The sequence below is a fragment of the Rhizobium sp. LEGMi-198b genome, assembly GCF_054114205.1.
This window is the reverse complement of the sequence record NZ_JBSYVH010000001.1, coordinates 881277-898725: the sequence shown is the minus strand read 5'-3', so window position 1 is coordinate 898725 and position 17449 is coordinate 881277. Positions and strand designations below refer to the sequence as shown.

General features: G+C 61.9%; 12 protein-coding genes. 7 read left to right on the top strand and 5 right to left on the bottom strand.

Going from position 1 to position 17449, the window contains the following annotated elements:
• Position 1: 1 nt before the first annotated feature.
• The 4 genes from ACXHXG_RS04370 to mmsB all read left to right on the top strand — a co-directional run bounded on the left by ACXHXG_RS04370 (position 2) and on the right by mmsB (position 4768).
• Positions 2 to 991, top strand: a complete 990-nt coding sequence (locus tag ACXHXG_RS04370; protein ID WP_457898571.1) for a branched-chain amino acid ABC transporter permease — start codon at positions 2 to 4, stop codon at positions 989 to 991.
• A 177-nt stretch (positions 992 to 1168) separates the two neighbouring features.
• Positions 1169 to 2764, top strand: a complete 1596-nt coding sequence (locus ACXHXG_RS04365) for a GMC family oxidoreductase (protein WP_457898570.1) — start codon at positions 1169 to 1171, stop codon at positions 2762 to 2764.
• Between the two features lie 41 nt (positions 2765 to 2805).
• A complete protein-coding gene (locus ACXHXG_RS04360) occupies positions 2806 to 3864 on the top strand; it encodes an enoyl-CoA hydratase/isomerase family protein (RefSeq protein ID WP_457898569.1) in 1059 nt (352 codons plus the stop codon).
• Positions 3865 to 3886: 22 nt separating this feature from the next.
• Positions 3887 to 4768: a 3-hydroxyisobutyrate dehydrogenase gene (gene mmsB, locus ACXHXG_RS04355; RefSeq protein WP_457898568.1), complete on the top strand. Its 882-nt coding sequence runs from the start codon at positions 3887 to 3889 to the stop codon at positions 4766 to 4768.
• Between the two features lie 72 nt (positions 4769 to 4840).
• Here mmsB and ACXHXG_RS04350 read toward each other — a convergent pair whose 3' ends face one another.
• Positions 4841 to 6910 carry an ATP-dependent helicase gene (locus tag ACXHXG_RS04350; protein WP_457898567.1) on the bottom strand — a complete coding sequence of 690 codons (2070 nt, stop codon included), beginning with the start codon at positions 6908 to 6910 and terminating at the stop codon, positions 4841 to 4843.
• Between the two features lie 269 nt (positions 6911 to 7179).
• Between ACXHXG_RS04350 and ACXHXG_RS04345 the strand changes: the two genes are divergently transcribed.
• Positions 7180 to 8049: an SMP-30/gluconolactonase/LRE family protein gene (locus ACXHXG_RS04345; protein WP_283049077.1), complete on the top strand. Its 870-nt coding sequence runs from the start codon at positions 7180 to 7182 to the stop codon at positions 8047 to 8049.
• Positions 8050 to 8110: 61 nt separating this feature from the next.
• On the opposite strand, the gene secD is transcribed toward ACXHXG_RS04345, so the two are convergent.
• From secD to ACXHXG_RS04330, 3 genes are all read right to left on the bottom strand, one after another.
• Positions 8111 to 10684: a protein translocase subunit SecD gene (gene secD, locus ACXHXG_RS04340; RefSeq protein ID WP_457898566.1), complete on the bottom strand. Its 2574-nt coding sequence runs from the start codon at positions 10682 to 10684 to the stop codon at positions 8111 to 8113.
• Between the two features lie 93 nt (positions 10685 to 10777).
• On the bottom strand, positions 10778 to 11149 hold the full coding sequence (locus tag ACXHXG_RS04335) for a hypothetical protein (protein WP_260303344.1): 372 nt from the start codon (positions 11147 to 11149) through the stop codon (positions 10778 to 10780).
• 66 nt (positions 11150 to 11215) lie between these two features.
• Positions 11216 to 13069 (bottom strand): cation:proton antiporter domain-containing protein, encoded by a 1854-nt coding sequence (locus ACXHXG_RS04330; protein ID WP_104821974.1) that lies wholly within the window; start codon positions 13067 to 13069, stop codon positions 11216 to 11218.
• Positions 13070 to 13172: 103 nt separating this feature from the next.
• Between ACXHXG_RS04330 and ACXHXG_RS04325 the strand changes: the two genes are divergently transcribed.
• Entirely contained in the window at positions 13173 to 13418 is a 246-nt protein-coding gene (locus ACXHXG_RS04325; RefSeq protein WP_104824980.1) for a helix-turn-helix domain-containing protein, read from the top strand.
• A 97-nt stretch (positions 13419 to 13515) separates the two neighbouring features.
• Here the strand turns inward: ACXHXG_RS04325 and ACXHXG_RS04320 are convergent, their stop codons facing one another.
• Entirely contained in the window at positions 13516 to 15012 is a 1497-nt protein-coding gene (locus ACXHXG_RS04320; protein ID WP_457898565.1) for an ArnT family glycosyltransferase, read from the bottom strand.
• Between the two features lie 728 nt (positions 15013 to 15740).
• Between ACXHXG_RS04320 and ACXHXG_RS04315 the strand changes: the two genes are divergently transcribed.
• Entirely contained in the window at positions 15741 to 17387 is a 1647-nt protein-coding gene (locus ACXHXG_RS04315) for a globin-coupled sensor protein (RefSeq protein WP_457898564.1), read from the top strand.
• Positions 17388 to 17449 lie beyond the last annotated feature (62 nt).

Genomic DNA, 17449 nt, shown 5'->3' with positions numbered 1-17449 from the left:
CATGGCTGATATGACCGAAACGCTGAAGTCCGAAAGCCGCCGCCCGTCATCATCAGTTCAGAAGGGCTTCCTGGTCGTCGGCCTGGTGCTGCTGATCTGGGCACCGTTTTTCATCTACCCCATCTTTGTCATGAAGGTGCTCTGCTTCGCGCTGTTCGCCTGCGCCTTCAACCTGCTGCTTGGCTATACCGGTCTTCTGTCCTTCGGCCATGCCACCTTCTTCGGCGGCGCGGCCTATTTCACCGCGCATGCGGTAAAGGTATGGGGCGTGCCGCCGGAACTCGGCATCCTGATCGGCGTTGGGGGTGCAGCCTTGCTCGGCCTGATCATGGGCTTCGTCGCCATTCGCCGGCAGGGCATCTATTTCGCCATGATCACCCTGGCGCTGTCCTACATGTTCTATTTCTTCTGCCTGCAGGCGAAGTTCACCCAGGGCGAAGACGGCATTCAGTCGGTGCCGCGAGGTTACCTCTTCGGCGTCATCGATCTCAGCAACTCCTTTAACATGTACTATTTCGTGCTGGCGGTGTTCATCATCGGCGTGCTGATCATCTGGCGTTTCATCAATTCGCCCTTCGGCATGATCCTGAAGTCGATCCGGGAAAACGAGCAGCGGGCGATTTCGCTCGGCTATTCCGTGGCCCATTACAAGCTCGGTGCTTTCGTCATGTCGGCGGCGCTTGCCGGGCTTGCGGGTGCGGTCAAGGCGCTGGTCTTCCAGTTCGCAACGCTCACCGATGTCGCCTGGCAGATGTCGGGCGAGGTGATCCTGATGACCTTGCTTGGTGGCATCGGCACCTTGGTCGGCCCGCTTTTCGGCGCCGGCTTCGTGGCAACGCTGGAAAACTATCTCGCAACCTCGGAATTCCCAGTGACGATCATCACCGGCATCGTCTTCATGGTCTGCGTCCTGCTCTTCCGTCGCGGTATTATCGGCGAATTCTATGCTTCGCGGCTGGGGCGGAAGCTGGGGTTCGAGTATCGGCGCTGACTGCTTGACTTTCCTTCTCCCCGTCCTGAGCTTGTCGAAGGGGCGGGGAGAAGGTGCCCGAAGGGCGGATGAGGGGCTGCACGGACTTCCAGCGAATACGGAATTTGCCGAACCTTCGAGCCCCTCACCCTAACCCTCTCCCCGCAGGCGCGGAGAGGGGACGATAGAGTCTCTGGAATGGATCGCTTCGACTACATCATCATCGGTGCCGGCAGTGCCGGCTGTGTGCTTGCCAACCGGCTGTCGGCGGATCGCAACAACAGGGTGCTGCTGTTGGAGGCAGGTGGCAGCGACAATTACCACTGGATCCACATCCCGGTCGGCTATCTCTATTGCATCAACAATCCCCGCACCGACTGGTGCTTCACCACAGCGCCGGAAGCGGGGCTGAACGGCCGCTCGCTGAACTATCCGCGCGGCAAGGTGCTCGGCGGCAGCTCTTCGATCAACGGCATGATCTATATGCGCGGTCAGGCACGGGATTACGATCTCTGGCGGCAACTCGGCTGTGCCGGCTGGGGCTGGGACGACGTGCTGCCCTATTTCGTGAAGTCCGAGGACCATTATAGGGGCAAGGACGAAATGCACGGCGCGGGCGGCGAATGGCGAGTCGAGAAAGCCCGCGTGCGCTGGGCCGTGCTCGACGCCTTCCAGGCGGCCGCCCGCGAAGCCGGCATTCCGGAGACTGCGGATTTCAATCGCGGCAACAATGAAGGTTCCGGCTATTTCGATGTCAACCAGCGCTCGGGCATCCGCTGGAACACCGCGAAGGCCTTCCTGCGACCGGCGCTGAAGCAGGGCAATCTCACAGTGCTTACCAAGGCACAGGTTCGTCGCTTGCTCATCCAGGACGATGCCGTCACCGGCGTCGAGTTCCAGCATGACGGCGTGACCAAACGCGCTTATGCCGACAAGGAGACTGTGCTTTCCGCCGGCGCGATCGGCTCGCCGCAGATTCTCGAACTCTCCGGCATCGGTCGCGGCGAGGTGTTGAGCCAGGCCGGCATTGAAGTGGTGCGGGAGGTCAAGGCGATCGGCGAAAACCTGCAGGATCACTTGCAACTGCGCATGGCCTACAAAGTAACCGGCGTGCCGACGCTGAACGAGAAGGCGACGAAGTTCTTCGGCAAAGCGGCGATCGGGCTGGAATATCTCGTGCGCCGCTCCGGACCGATGGCGATGGCGCCGAGCCAGCTCGGCATTTTCACCCGCTCCGGCCCCGACAAGGAAACGCCGGATCTGCAATATCATGTGCAGCCGGTCTCGCTCGACAAGTTCGGCGATCCCGTCCATCCCTTTCCGGCGATCACGGCAAGCGTCTGCAATCTGAGGCCGGAAAGTCGCGGTTCGGTGCACATCCAGAGCCCTGATTTTGCCATGCAGCCGGCGATCAGCCCAAACTATCTTTCGGCACCGCGCGACCGAGAGATTGCCGTGCGCTCCATCCGGCTGACCCGGCGGATTGTTGAGCAGCCGTCTTTCGCCAAGTTCAAGCCGGAAGAATTCAAGCCAGGCCCGTCCTATCAGACCGATGCCGACCTCGAGCGCGCCGCCGGCGATATCGGCACGACGATCTTTCACCCGGTCGGCACCTGCCGCATGGGCGGCGATCCGCAAAGCGTGGTCGATCCGCGCCTGCGGTTTCGGGCGCTGGCAAGGCTTCGGATCGCCGACGCCTCCGTCATGCCGTCGATCACCTCGGGTAATACCAATTCGCCGACCATCATGATTGCCGAGAAAGCCGCCGAGATGATCCTTGCCGACAACCGCTGAGCGCCTATTGATTGAGGAAGGCGGGCATAGGGAGTTTTCGAATGCAGAGCATAGACGAGGTCATCATCGGGCGTCAGGGATCGGCGGGTCTCATCCGCCTCAACCGGCCGCAGGCGCTGAACAGCCTAACGCTGCCGATGATCCGGGCGATTGCAGCGGCTCTTCGTGAATTCGCCGCCGATCCATCGATCGCCAGCGTCATCGTCAGGGGGGAGGGTGACCGGGCCTTCTGCGCCGGCGGCGACATCCGCCTGTTGCATGAGAGCGGCAAACAGGGTTCTTCAGACGCCGAGACCTTTTGGCGCGAGGAATTCCGCCTCAACCACGCCATTGCCGATTATCCCAAACCCTATGTGGCGCTGATGGACGGCATCACCATGGGCGGCGGCGTCGGGCTCTCTTCCCATGGCAGCCATCGCGTCGTCACCGAACGCACCCGCTTCGCCATGCCGGAAACCGGCATCGGTTATTTTCCCGATGTCGGTGCCACCTGGCTTTTGCCGCGCGCGCCCGGCGAAGCTGGCACCTGGATGGGCTTGACCGGCCTTGCCATCAACGCCGCCGATGCGATTCACGCGCGGCTGGCCGATCATTGTGTTGCTTCTTCCGATCTATCGGCGCTGATCGAAGCGATCGGCGCGCTGCCGGTTGCTGCATCGCCGGCCGATGTGCATACGGTAATCGCGGGCATGGCGGTTGCTGCCGGCGAAAGCCGCCTGGTCGCTAACCGCGATACGATCGATCGGGCGCTGGCATATGATACCGTCGGGGAGATTCAGGAGGCGCTAGCGCAAGAGGCAGGCGATTTCGCCGCAGAAACGCGGCAGATAATCAGCACGCGCTCGCCGACCAGCCTGAAACTGACGTTGCGGCTGCTGCGCGCCGGACGCAGCAGTACAAGCCTCGCCGAATGCTTGAACCGCGAACTCGGCGCCTGCATGCGGATCTTGTATAATCCCGACTTCTATGAAGGCGTCCGCGCCGCCGTCATCGATAAGGACCGCAATCCGAAATGGTCGCCGGCAAGCCTTGCCGAGGTCGCGGCAAGCGATATCGACCGCTTCTTCGTGCCGGCGCGACCGCCGCTTTTCGAGACGTAAATGATCATGGGAGGAGAGCATCATGACACGGATCGCATTCATCGGGCTCGGCAATATGGGCGGTCCCATGGCCGCCAATCTGGTCAAGGTCGGCCATGAGGTCGTCGGCTTTGATCTCTCGCATGATATGCTGAAGGCCGCCGAGGCGACGGGCGTCAAGGCCGCAAACGTGCTGAGCGAAGCGCTTGCGGATGCCGAAGCCGTCATCACCATGTTGCCGAAGGGGCAGCATGTGCTGACGGTCTGGACCGATATTCTGCGCTCCGTACCGAAGGGCACTCTGCTGATCGACAGCTCGACCATCGATGTCGACAGCGCTCGCAAGGCCCATGCCATGGCAGGCGATGCCGGCTGCCTGTCGCTCGACGCGCCGGTCTCCGGCGGCACCGGCGGTGCGGCAGCCGGAACGCTCACCTTCATGGCTGGCGGTTCGGCGGAAAGTTTTGCAGGCGCCAAACCGCTGCTGGAAGTGATGGGCCGGAAGATCGTCCATTGCGGCGACGCCGGCGCCGGGCAGGCGGCGAAGATCTGCAACAACATGATCCTCGGCATTTCCATGATCGGCGTCTGCGAGGCCTTCGTGCTCGGCGAAAAGCTCGGCCTCTCGCACCAGGCGCTCTTCGACGTCGCCTCGACCTCTTCGGGGCAATGCTGGTCGATCAATACCTATTGCCCGGTGCCCGGACCTGTGCCGACTTCGCCGGCCAATAACGACTACAAACCAGGCTTCATGGCAGCACTGATGCTGAAGGATCTGCGGCTGGCACAGGAGGCAGCACTGTCAACTGGCGCATCCACGCCGCTGGGTGCCGAAGCGGCGCAGCTCTACGCACTCTTTGAAAAGCTCGGCAATGGCGGCCGCGATTTTTCGGCCATTATTGAGATGTTTCGGGAGGCGGACTGAATATTACACGTGATGATCGAGTGAGTTGAAGCTCCGACGCCGGAAAAGCGGCCTCGACAAATAGGCCCCAATTCACCGCCACATGCCGCGCATGCGCGCACCCACATCGACTCTTACCTGCCGCGCCCTGATGGCGGCGGCGCTTTCGGCGCGGGCCTGTGGCCAGCTGCAAACCTCGAAAAACTGCAGCAATGTCGCCGGAATGAAGCGCGTGCGCGAGGCAAAGACATGGCGGTCGCCCTGCGCATGCTGGCCATGGATGAAGAAGCGCTGCGGGATGACGAGATCGAGGCTGTCTTTGGCACGTGTCATGGCAACATAGAGCAACCGCCGCTCCTCTTCGATCTCGGAGGAGGAGCCGACCGCGAGATCTGCCGGAATGCAGCCATCGACGGCATTGAGGACAAACACCTTCGTCCATTCCTGACCCTTGGCGGAATGGATGGTCGAGAGGATGAGATAATCCTCGTCAAGCAGCGGCGTGCCGGCCTGGTCGCTGGTGGCATCGGGCGGATCGAGCGTCAGTTCGGTGAGGAAGCGCTCGCGCGAGCCATAGCCGCTGGCGATCTGTTCGAGCTGGATCAGGTCCGCCTGGCGCGTCGCTGCGTCCTCGTGCGCCCGCTCCAGATGCGGTTCGTACCATTGCCGTACGAGGCCGATTTCCGCCGGCCATCCCGCCTTGCCGGCCTTCAACTCCTGCATGGTCGCAACGAAGGCCGTCCAGTCTTCTCCCGAGCGCGGCGGCGCCGGAAAATCGGCCAGGGCCGCCATTGGACTGGCCTGTTCGCCGATATGATCGAGCACGCGCTGGGCAGTCGAAGGGCCGATGCCCGGCAAAAGCTGCATCAGCCGGAAGCCGGCGACACGGTCGCGTGGGTTCTGGGCAAAGCGGAGGGCAGCGAGCATGTCCTTCACATGGGCGCTGTCGAGAAACTTCAGCCCGCCGAATTTGACGAAGGGAATATTGCGGCGGGTGAGCTCGACTTCCAGCGGTCCGCTATGGCTTGAGGTACGGAAGAGCACGGCCTGCTGCTTGAGCTTGGCGCCGCTCTCCCGATTTTCCAGCACCTGATCGGCGATATAACGCGCCTGATCGCTTTCGTCGCGCACCGTGACTAGCCGCGGACGCTCAGCACTTTGGCGTTCTGTGCGCAGATTCTTCGTAAAACGCTCGGAGGCAAGATCGATCACCGCATTGGCGGCGGCGAGAATGGGTTGCGTCGAGCGGTAGTTGCGGTCGAGCGTGACGATATTGGCGGCGGGCGTAAAAGAGGTCGGAAAGTCGAGAATGTTGCGCACGGTCGCGGCGCGAAAGGAATAGATCGACTGCGCATCGTCGCCGACAACGGTCAGCCCGTGGCCGTCAGGTTTCAGCGCCAGCAGGATCGATGACTGCAGCCGGTTGGTATCCTGATATTCGTCGACCAGCACATGGTCGAAGCGGCCGCCTATATCCTCGGCGATCAGCGGCTCGTGCAGCATATGCGCCCAGTAGAGCAGCAGATCGTCGTAATCGAGCACGTTTTGCGCCTGCTTGGCCTCGACATAGGCAGCGAAGAGGTCGCGCAATTGCTTGTCCCAGGCGGCGCACCAGGGGAAGAAATCGCGCAGCACCTCTTCGAGCGGCGCTTCCGAATTGACGGCGCGGGAATAGATCGCGAGGCAGGTTGCCTTGGTCGGAAAGCGGTTTTCCAGCTTGGAGAAGCCGAGTTCGTGGCGAATGAGGTTCATCAGGTCGGCGCTGTCTTCGCGGTCATGGATCGTGAAGGCCGGGTCGAGGCCGATCTGTTCGGCGTAATCGCGCAGGAGCCGCGCGCCGATGCCGTGGAATGTGCCGGTCCAGGCAAGCGCATCGGCCATGATGCCGGCATTGGCGCCAAGCACTTCCCGGCAGATGCGTTCGACGCGGCGGCCCATTTCGGCCGCCGCACGGCGGGAGAAGGTCATCAGCAGGATGCGGCGGGGATCGGCGCCTTTGACGATGAGATGCGCGACGCGGTGGGCCAGCGTATTCGTCTTGCCGGAGCCCGCGCCTGCGATCACCAGCAGCGGCCCGGCAATATGGCTGCCTTCGACCGTCGTGCCGTGCTCCACCGCCTGCCGCTGCTCCGGGTTCAGCTTTTCCAGATAGGCGGTGGTCATGGGCTCTCCTGAAGGCTTCGGACGGCGGGCGCACGAACACGGAATCGGCGACGAATCATGTTCGCAATAATATCCGAATGTTCGATGAATGTTCTGAATTGGCTAAAACTGTCAAGATCGGGCGGATCTGCACAAAGATGTGACCCTCCCGTCATGAATTTGGTTCAGATTTAACGAATACCCGGCTCGAAAAAGCTTTTGGGGTACTTATTTACCATCTGTGACACACGATTTTTGGGGTTTCGGTGCGCTGGGTAGGGTTCCCGAATATGAACGAGACGATGGCCACCGGATTGCGTCTGCCGGAGGGGCCTGTTGCCCTGACCGATGGTCGCATCGCGCTTGTGGAGACTGACGACAGTCGTCGTTGCCTGACGATGATTGTGGGCGGCATCCGCCGTGAAATCTGCCGTACCGGCGGCCGGCCGACCGGGCTCGCCGTCGATGGCGACAATTGTTTCTGGGTGGCGGGCGGCCCGGAAAACTCCCTTGTCCGGCTGTCTCCGGAAGGCCGCACCTTGCAGGTGATAGAAGGCGGCAATGACGGCGCGTTTCTCTACCCGAACGATCTGGCCTTTGGCCCTGACGGCCTGCTCTACATGACCGATTCAGGCGTCCGTATCTCCGATCTGCTCGAAGGCGCCGATATCAATCCCGGTTTCTTCCAGGCGCCCTATAACGGCCGTGTCTATCAGATCGATCCGGCGGAAGGCCGGGTGCAGCGCGTGCTGGCGACCGGTCTGCTCTATGCCAACGGCATAGCCTTCGGGCCGGACGGATTGCTCTATTATAGCGAGACATTGACCGGGAAAATCTATCGCCAGATCGTCGGCGGGCGGCAGGAACTATTTGCGCAGGTGATGCCGGCGCCTGCTGTGAAGGCGCTATGTGGACCGGCAGGCATGGCCTTTGATCGCAACGGCACGCTCTATTGCACGATTTATGGGCAAGGCGAGATTTGCATGGTCGATCCCGCCGGAAAGATCGCCGGCCGTATCCGCACCAATGGCACGCGGCCGGGCAACATCGCTTTCACCCTCGATGGTAAATATGCGCTCATCACAGAGCAGGAAAACGGTGTTTTGGAGAGAATAGTGGCGCCGCGCCCAGGGCTGCCGCTGCATATGCCGTCCATCTGATCCGGAGGCAGAATGGGCATGCCCGGAAGCTGGGCATGCCCTCGTTCATATCCGTTCGCGCTTATTCGGCAGCAGGAATCTGCTTGTTGTCCTTGCCGGACTTGTTGTCCTTGCCGGACTTGTCGTCCGACTCGGCGTCGTTGGCGACCGCCTTGGCATGGCGGCGGCGCCAATCGCCGAGGAACAGCAGGATCGGAGCGGCGATGAAGACCGACGAGGCGCCAGCGACGAGTATGCCGAACACCATCGGGATCGCGAAGCTGGAGACGGCGCTGCCGCCCCAGATCGCCATCGGCACCAGCGCCAGGAAGGCGGTGGCGTTGGTATAGAGGCTTCGCGCCAGGGTCTCGTTGATCGACTTGTCGATGATGTCGCGCAGCGGCATCGACTTATAGAGACGCATGTTTTCACGCATACGGTCATAGACCACGACCTTGTCGTTCACCGAATATCCGACGAGCGTCAGGATCGCGGCGATAGCCGTCAGGTTGAAATCGAGGCCGGTGATCGCGAAGAAGCCGATCGCCTTGGTGACGTCGAGTACCAGCGTGACGATGGCTCCGACCGCGAACGGCCACTCGAAACGAAACCAGATGTAAAACAGCATCGCCAGGCTGGCGATCACGACCGACAGGATGCCGGCCCAGGCAAGTTCGCCCGAAACCTTCGGACCGATGACATCCGTGCCTTCGATGGTCGCGGTTGGGTCGATCTTGACGATTTCTGCCTTGAGCTTGGTGACCGCGGCTGTCTGTGCCTCTTCGCCGCCGTCCTGGCGTTGGGCGCGGACAAGGAGGCTGCTGTTGTCGCCGAAGGACTGTAGTGCGATTTCACCGAGGCCGAGCGTGTTCAAGCCCTCGCGGAACGTCGCCAGATCGGCCGCGTCCTTGGTCTTGACCGACATCTGGATGCCGCCGCGGAAATCGACGCCGTAATTGAGGCCCGGATGGATGAACAGGACCACCGAGGCGATCGACAGGATTGCCGAGACGGTGACGCCAAAGAAGCGGGCCTTCATGAACTGGATGTGCTTGTCATAGGGGCTGAAGGGGATCAGCGGCCTGATGTTGAGCACCTTCAGCTTGCGGCGACGGGTGATGGCGATCATCACGACGCGCACGAAGGCGACGGAGGTGAACATCGAGATAATGAGGCCGAGACCCATGGTCACGGCAAAGCCGCGAACCGGGCCGGAGCCGAAGTAGAACAGGATGGCGGCGGCGATCAGGGCCGTCATGTTGCCGTCGATAATCGTCGAATAAGCCTTCTTAAAGCCGTTATCGATGGCGGCGAAGGCGCCGCGGCCCTTGCGGGTTTCTTCGCGGATGCGCTCGTTGATGAGAACGTTGGCATCCACCGCAAGGCCGATACCAAGGACGACGCCGGCGATGCCGGGCAGCGTCAGCGTGGCGCCGACCAGCGTCAGGGCCGAGAAGGTCAGGACCGTGTGGATGAGCAGGGCAACATTCGCAAGAATCCCCCAGGCGCCGTAGAGCACGAAGATGAAGGCGGCAACCAAGACGAAGCCGATCAGGCCGCTATAGATGCCCTTCTGGATCGCGTCGCTGCCGAGGTCGGCGCCAACAGTGCGTTCTTCGATGACGGTGAGCTTGGCCGGCAGGGCGCCGGCGCGCAGCAGGGCTGCGAGCGTCGTCGCGCTATCGGCGGTGAAATTGCCGGAGATCTGGCCCGAACCGCCGGTGATCGGCTCACGAATGTTCGGCGCGCTCAGCACTTTGTTGTCGAGCACGATAGCGAAAGGCTTGCCGACGTTTTCGCGGGTGATTTCCGCAAAGCGGTTGGCGCCGGCGCTGTCGAAGCGGAAGGTGACGAGTGGCTCGTGCGTATTCGGATCGAAGCTGACGCGGGCGTCGGTGAGGCGGTCGCCGGCAAGCTCGATGCGATCGAGAACCGGATAGCTGTTGCCCTTGTCATCCTTCAGGATGGAAACACCGGGGCCGGGATTGTTCGGATCGACATTGTCGGCAAGCAGATGGAAGGACATCTTCGCGGTCGAGCCGAGCAGTTCGCGCAGACGCGACGGATCCTGTGCGCCCGGAAGCTGCACGAGGACGCGGTTGGGACCGACGCGCTGGATGGTCGGTTCGGCGACGCCCACCTGGTCGACGCGCTTGCGGATGACTTCCAGGCTCTGCTGGACGGCGGAATCGACGTTGGCGGCGATGCCGGCCGGCGAGAAGGACATGGCAATCGCGCTGCCATTCGGCGTAATCGTCAGATCGGACTGGCCGGCGGAAAGGCCGGACGCGATCGTATTGGCGAGGGTCCGCAACTGAGTCACCGCATCGCCGCTCTGCGACGGATCAGTCAGAGTGACGACGATCTGATCACCATTGCGAACGATCGAACGGGTCAGGATGTTCTTGTCGCGCAGGACACGGCGCGAGTCTTGCAGCAGCGATTGCAGCCGGCCATTGGTCAGGTCCTTCTCGTCGACTTCGAGAACGAGATAGGAACCGCCACGAAGGTCGAGGCCGAGGGAAACCTGGCTGTGCGGAAGCCAGGACGGCATTTTGCTTAAGACCGACTGCGGCAGCACGTTCGGCAGGGCGATGAGAAAGCCAAGCACGATGATCACCGTATAGGTGAGCACCAGCCATCGTGAGGTGCGCATGAATATTATCCTTGAATACGCTAATGCCAGCGGTGCTTGCCGCTGGTGAACTTGGGGTCATGTCGGAGATGCGCCGTTAAGCGCGGGAACCGGTCAGACGAATGCAGCCGGTGGCGCGCGGGCGAGATAGGCGCGGAAAGGAAGCGATTCGTGCCGTGCGGCTGTGCCGCGTTCGCGCGGCTGCCGCGGATTGCTCAGAAGTCCGAGCGAGGGAAGGGTCGCAAGCGTTGCCGATCCGATATCGTGCCAGGTGGCTTTCGGCGTGACCGTGCGGTCGGCGACGACTATGCCGCGCACCGGATCGCGCAGGGCGACATAAAGCGGTTGGTTGTCCTTGCCGGAGGAGAAGGCCTCCGCATCCGCCCGCGCGGCAAGATTGATGCCGCCGCCGAGCGCCAGTCCGAGGTAGGCGAAAAAAGCGACAAACAGCGAGGCGATCACACGCGCTCCGGCGCGTCGCGTCATCCTGCTATCGTTCTCTTCGCTGTCGGCAGCGCCGAATTCGAACGGGTTCAACGGTTCAAAAGGCCTTCATTCCTTTGCCGGAGCGGATTCCGACGGTTCGGTGATGATATCAGGACGCTGCGCGTCTTCATAGTACGGCCTGTCATGATGCACTTGCGCAAGCCGGTCAACCATGCCCAGCGCAATTTCCCGCTCTCCCATGATCACCGTATCGGCTCCATATTGCTTGAGCACATCAACCTCGGCGTCGGAATGAGCGCGGGCGACGATCAGGATCGATGGATTGGCCGCGCGTGCCTGCTCGGCGGCACTGCAAGCTTCAAAGGTATTCGGAATGGCAATGACCAGGCTGCTGGCGCCGGAAATATTGGCATATGCCAGAACCTCCGCGGAGGCCGCATTGCCGTAGATCGCCTCGATTCCCTGCCGGGTGAGGTCGCCGATCCGCTTGTCGGAATCTTCGATGACCACAAAGGGCGTACCGGACGATTTAAGGCTCTCCCCGACGATGCTGCCGACGCGGCCATAGCCGATCAGCACCGCATGGCCCGTCAGTGTAACGGCGTGCAGCTCCTCACCGACCTCGTGGGCCATTGGCTGATCCGCGGAGGCAGGCGAGACTTCGCCCGCTGTCGACCGTTCTGCTTGCACCGCCGGCTCCGTGCTTTCCGGCATCTCGCTTTGCGGCCTGGTTTCCTGCGTCTTGCGCAGCCAGTCGCAGGCTATGAAGACAAGCGGGTTGAGAATGATCGAGATGATCGCGCCGCCAAGGATCAGATCGCGGCCTTCGCCAGGCAGCAGGCCGAGATCGAAGCCGAGCGCGGCGAGGATGAAGGAGAATTCGCCGATCTGCGCCAGGCTGGCGGAGATGGTCAGCGCCGTGCTCATCGGCTTGCGGAAGGCGAGCACGATGAAGAAGGCGGCAACCGACTTGCCGATCACGATGATGAACACGGTCGCCAGCAGCGGCAGCGGATTGTCGATCAGGATGTTCGGATCGAACAGCATGCCGACCGAGACGAAGAACAGCACGGCAAAGGCATCGCGCAGCGGCAGGCTTTCCTGCGCGGCTCGGTGGCTGAGCTCGCTTTCCGACAGGATCATGCCGGCGAAGAAGGCGCCGAGTGCCAGCGACACGCCGAAGAGTTTCGCGGCCCCGAAGGCGACGCCGAGCGCAATCGCGAGGACACCGAGGCGGAAGAGTTCACGCGAGCCGGTATGGGCGATGCGGTGCAGGATCCAGGGAATGATCCGCCGGCCGACGACCAGCATCAACCCGACGAAGGCGGCGACCTTCAGCAACGTCATGCCGATAATGCCGGTGATGCCGAGATCGAGGCCAAGCAAGCGGCTGAGGCCGGCCGATAGCGGCTCGGCCGTGCCATGACCGTCGGCCGAGATGCTGGCTGCAGCCGGGATGAGGACGAGCGCCAGCACCATGGCCAGGTCCTCGACGATCAGCCAGCCGACCGCGATCTTGCCGCGCTCGCTTTCGACCAGCCGCCGCTCCTGCAAGGCTTTCAGAAGGACGACCGTCGAGGCGACGGAGAGCGCGAGGCCGAAGACCAGGCTGCCACCCAGCGGCCAACCCATCAAGGCGCCAAGCCCCCAGCCGAGCAGGGTGGCGAAGGCGATCTGGACGATCGCGCCGGGAACGGCGATGCCGCGCACCGACAGCAGGTCCTTCAGCGAAAAATGCAGGCCGACGCCGAACATCAACAGGATGACGCCAATTTCGGCGAGTTCCGGCGCAAGGCTTTGGTCGGCCACGAAGCCCGGCGTATGCGGACCTGCAAGCACGCCCGCGATGAGATAGCCGACGAGCGGCGGCAGCTTGAATCGATTGGCAATGGCGCCGAAGATGAATGCCAGCACAAGGCCCATGACGATGGTCGAAATCAAAGGCGTGTCATGCGGCATCGCTGTCTCCTTCGATACTGGAAATCCCGTGCGGTTTATGACATATTTGGCTTATGTTGACCAATATGGGTGACTTTTGATCGTGAATCAAGGCCGCTACCCGATGATTCTTACACCCGCGCTCTGCCGCGCGGCACGCGGGTTACTCGACTGGACACAGTTGGATATAGCCGAGAGAGCCGGCGTGTCACGGAGTACGATCCGCGATTACGAGGGCGGGCGCCACGACATTCACCGGGCGACCGAGGCGCAACTGCGTCTGGCCTTCGAAGATGGCGGGGTCGTCTTCGTGGAAATGCCGGAACTTGGTTGGGGCGTCTGCCTCCGCCCGGCTTCCGACCGCGGTTAGAGCGGTTTCGCGTTTCACGGAATCGCTTTCCCGCTCTATCCCTTTGTTTTTACGCATTCCAGACGGAAAACCGCTGCGCACTTTTCCTGGAATTGCTCTAAGGCTTGGGCGCCAGGCAGCTTGGCGAGAGACGGTAGGCGTAGAGCGCCCTGCCTTTCATATTGCCGAAATCCGGCGACCAATTCTTGATGAGTTCCGAGCGCCCCGCGGTGCAATCGAACGGTTCGTCGTCGATATAAAGCACCTCGTCTGTCACGGTGGGTGGCAGCGAAAAATTCTGCTCGTAATAGCTCTTCGGGAAACCGCCGGAATTGCGGGCGTAGATATGATAGGGCTTACCCTTCAGCGTATAGAACAGATCGGCAAGAATATCGCGGTTATCGGCGACGATGGTTGAGGTATTCGCCTGCGCGGCGATATCAGCGATCTCCAGGCTGATGGCGCTGCGGCCGACATATCGTTTCATAACCAGATCGCCGTTCGGCAGCTTGATGTCATAGGCAAACACGGTCAGGACCGGCAACAGGAAGGCAACGACCGAGCCGATGACCAGCGAAACGACGAGACCCTTCTTCGTCAGGCGGTGGAGGAGCCAGACGGCGAGGATCGTGCCGGCGGCATAGGCGGTAACCGCCCAATTGGCATAGGCCTTGGCAAACAGCGCCTGCAGCGTGATCAACGCCACGACCGGAACCGACAGCCAGACGAGCAGCTTCTCCCTGTCGTCGCTTTGCCCGCGGATCACCCGCCAGCCGGCCCAGAGCATGCCATAGAACATGACGGGGCCGACGACACCGAATTGCGCGCCGAGGAATCCGAGCGCGCCAAGCAGATGCTTCACCAATCCGCCGCCTTTTCCATCGCCATTCCAATGGGCAATGCTTTCGGTATGGCGCACCGTCGCCGCATCATGGGCGAAATTCCACCAGAGATTCGGGGAAACGACGATCGCGCCGGCGATGGCGGCGATGAGCACGTCCCGCCAGGCAATGCGTGCCGAACGCAGTGTCAGCATGGCGATGCCGACGCCCGGCAGCAGAAACAGTACCGAATATTTCGTCAGGAAGGCGATCCCGAGGCTCACGCCGAGGATCAGCGCCTCGGTGATCGAGGAGCGCTTGGTGAGCCCGAGAAAGGCCCAGATGGCAATGGTGACGAACAGGATCTGGATCGTGTCCGTCGACATCAGCACGGCCGAAAGCGAGGCCGCCGGCAGGGTGACGAAGATGGCGCCGACCCAGGGCTCGATCTCCCGCTCGGCATCCCCCTCGATCAGCCGCCGCGTCGTGCGCATCAGCATCAGGGCGGTGGCGAGATGGAAGAGAGGCGCCGAAACGCGGATCCAGAAAGTCGAGTCCGATCCCGATATCGCATTGAAGAAGCGAATGACCCAGGCGATGACCGGCGGCTTCGAATAATAGCCGAAGTCGAGGTTCTGGCCCCAGAACCAATATTGAGCCTCGTCGACGAAAAGGTCCGTTCTATTGAAGAACAGCATCACCACACGCCAAAGCGTGACGCCGAAGATGATTGTAAGACCAAGCCGCAGTGAAAGTGTCTTGTGGCTCGTTTCGGTATAGGTGGTGTCGGACATCAACAGGTCGATCTCGGTGCCGGGTCGTCAGGCTTCATACGGAAGTATCGAGCCCGACGCTAGTTCTCGCAGAGAGAAGGACGGTAAAAGCGCGGCCGATACCGCGCGTTCAAGTATCTTCACAAGATATTTGGTCGTCTGCAGACGGCTGAGGTGGGATGCTCAGAGTACGCGCGGAGCGATTTTGCTGCGGGTCTCGTCGATGAGGCCCAGGAACACGAAGGCAGCGAGCGTCATGCCGGCCGTCAGCGAAGCAGTCAAACCAAGAACAATCATTGCTCTCTCCGTATCGACATCGAAGGTGTCTCTACTTACCGCATTAGAGCATGAAGCTTGCCTGTGACTTGCGGCTACTTCGCTTTTTACTCAAAACGGCCGCCGACAGAATTCGAACCCGAAATAGTTTAAATCAAAACGGGATAGCGGACGGGGCTTATTAACCTTCAAGCAAGGAATTAACCATAAACATTGAACTAGCACGTCGGAATGGGAAAACTGTCACTCGTTCTCACCAGGCATGAAGCCGCCCCGTCGTACCGGGTCAGATCCGGTATCCATGTCATCAAACGGTCCGAACAGGCTGTGATGAACGAGCGAGCTTCAGCGTCCCGGTCAATAGCGGACCGGCGGCGGCGTGCGCCTTTCCTCGTCTCCTCGTAGCATCTGAACCGGATCATTCAGTGGTTTCGCCGGCGTTGTCTACGCCCGGCAGTTCGGTGGGGACGATTTTGGCGCAGGATTCGCCATCAGATCAGGCAGGACGGGCGCAGGCGGGCAGCCTTCGCGACCGCTTGCGTTTTGCTGGTCTCGATGCCGAGCAGTGCGAAATCGTGCGCCGCAACCGGCCGATGCTGGACGCGCATCTGAAAGCCGGCCTGCGCGATCTCTTCCACCGTCTCCAGACTTTTCCGGACGCCGCCCGCAATTTTACGAGCGAAAGCCAGCTCGAACGGCTGCAAGACCTGCAGTCCTCGCATTGGGGTGTGCTGACGGACGCTCGTTTCGACAGCCTCTATGCCGAGCGCGTCAAGGTTCTCTCCGACAGCGAAAGCAAGATGGGGCTTGACCCGCGCTGGCACGTCGCCGGTCATGGCGTGGTTCTGGAGCATGTCCTTGCCGGTATCGTCGGTGAGATGGGCGGCCGCGCCATCCTGCCAAGCGCCAAGCGCCGAGCCCGCGAGCTGAGCGAGCTTATCACCGCCGCCGTCCGCCTCGTCATGGTCGATGTCGAAATCGCCGTATCGCTGCGCTTCAACGAGCTGCGGCTCAACCATCAGCGGGCGCTTGCCGAACAGCGCAGCGCCGATCATGCCGAAGCCGCCGGCCTCTTCGCCGATGTTATCAGCAGCCTCGCGGAGCGCGATCTGACCGCCCGCTTGCCTGCCGATGGTCCGGAAGCCTATGCCAAACTGGCGCAGACGCTGAATGCCGCTCTGGACGATATCCACCAGCAATTTGCGGCATTGTCCGGCAGAGTGCAGGCGGCCGATGCGGCGGCGGATGCCATCGCACGCGATTCCCGTTCTCTCGCCGAGAATTCCATGGAGCAATCCCAGGGGCTTGCCGCCTCGGCAAGGCAGCTTGCCGAACTGGCCGATCAGGTTCGCAGCAATGCCGCAAGCACCCGGTCAGCAGAGCGCGCCGCCGCCTCCACCCGTGTTGCAGCCGAAGACAGTGGTCGGGTCGTCGGCCAGGCGATTTCCGCCATGGCCGATATCGAAACGTCGGCGGAAAAGATCGGCCAGATCATCGGTGTCATCGACGAGATCGCCTTCCAGACCAATCTTTTGGCGCTCAACGCCGGTATCGAAGCCGCGCGCGCCGGCGATAGCGGCCGCGGCTTTGCCGTCGTCGCCCAGGAAGTCCGCGCGCTCGCCCAACGCTCCGCCGATGCGGCCCGGGAGATCAAGGTGCTGGTGACAGGCACCAAGGCGCAGGTCGATGCCGGCGTGCAGATGGTCGGCCGCACGCAGGAAGCGATCGGCGGCATCGTCCGCCAGGTGACCGATATTAACGACGCTATCTCCGGCATCGCAGCCGCCACCGATGAACAGGCAGCCGGTCTGCGTACGGTGACGACGGATATCGGTGGCTTCGGCGAACGCGCCGCTGTTACCGAAAGTCTCGCCCGTCGCTCGAACGAAGGCGCCGATCATCTTCATACCGTCATCCTCGAACTTGGCCAGACGATCCGCGAGTTCCGCCTCGAGCGCGAGCGCCGCCACGCGGCTGTGCCCCGGCCGGTGACCGCAGCGCAACGCTTGCCGATCGCCTGGCGCGACGAAGGGGCTGCCGGGCGTGACGAGGGCAGTGCTGCCGAATTCGAATTTCCGCTTCGCAGGGCCGGGCTTGGGGGCGAACGGAATGTTTACTGACATCTCTATTTTATGCGCATGCGGGCTGTGGGACCCGATTTTAGGCAACAAGGAATAAAGCG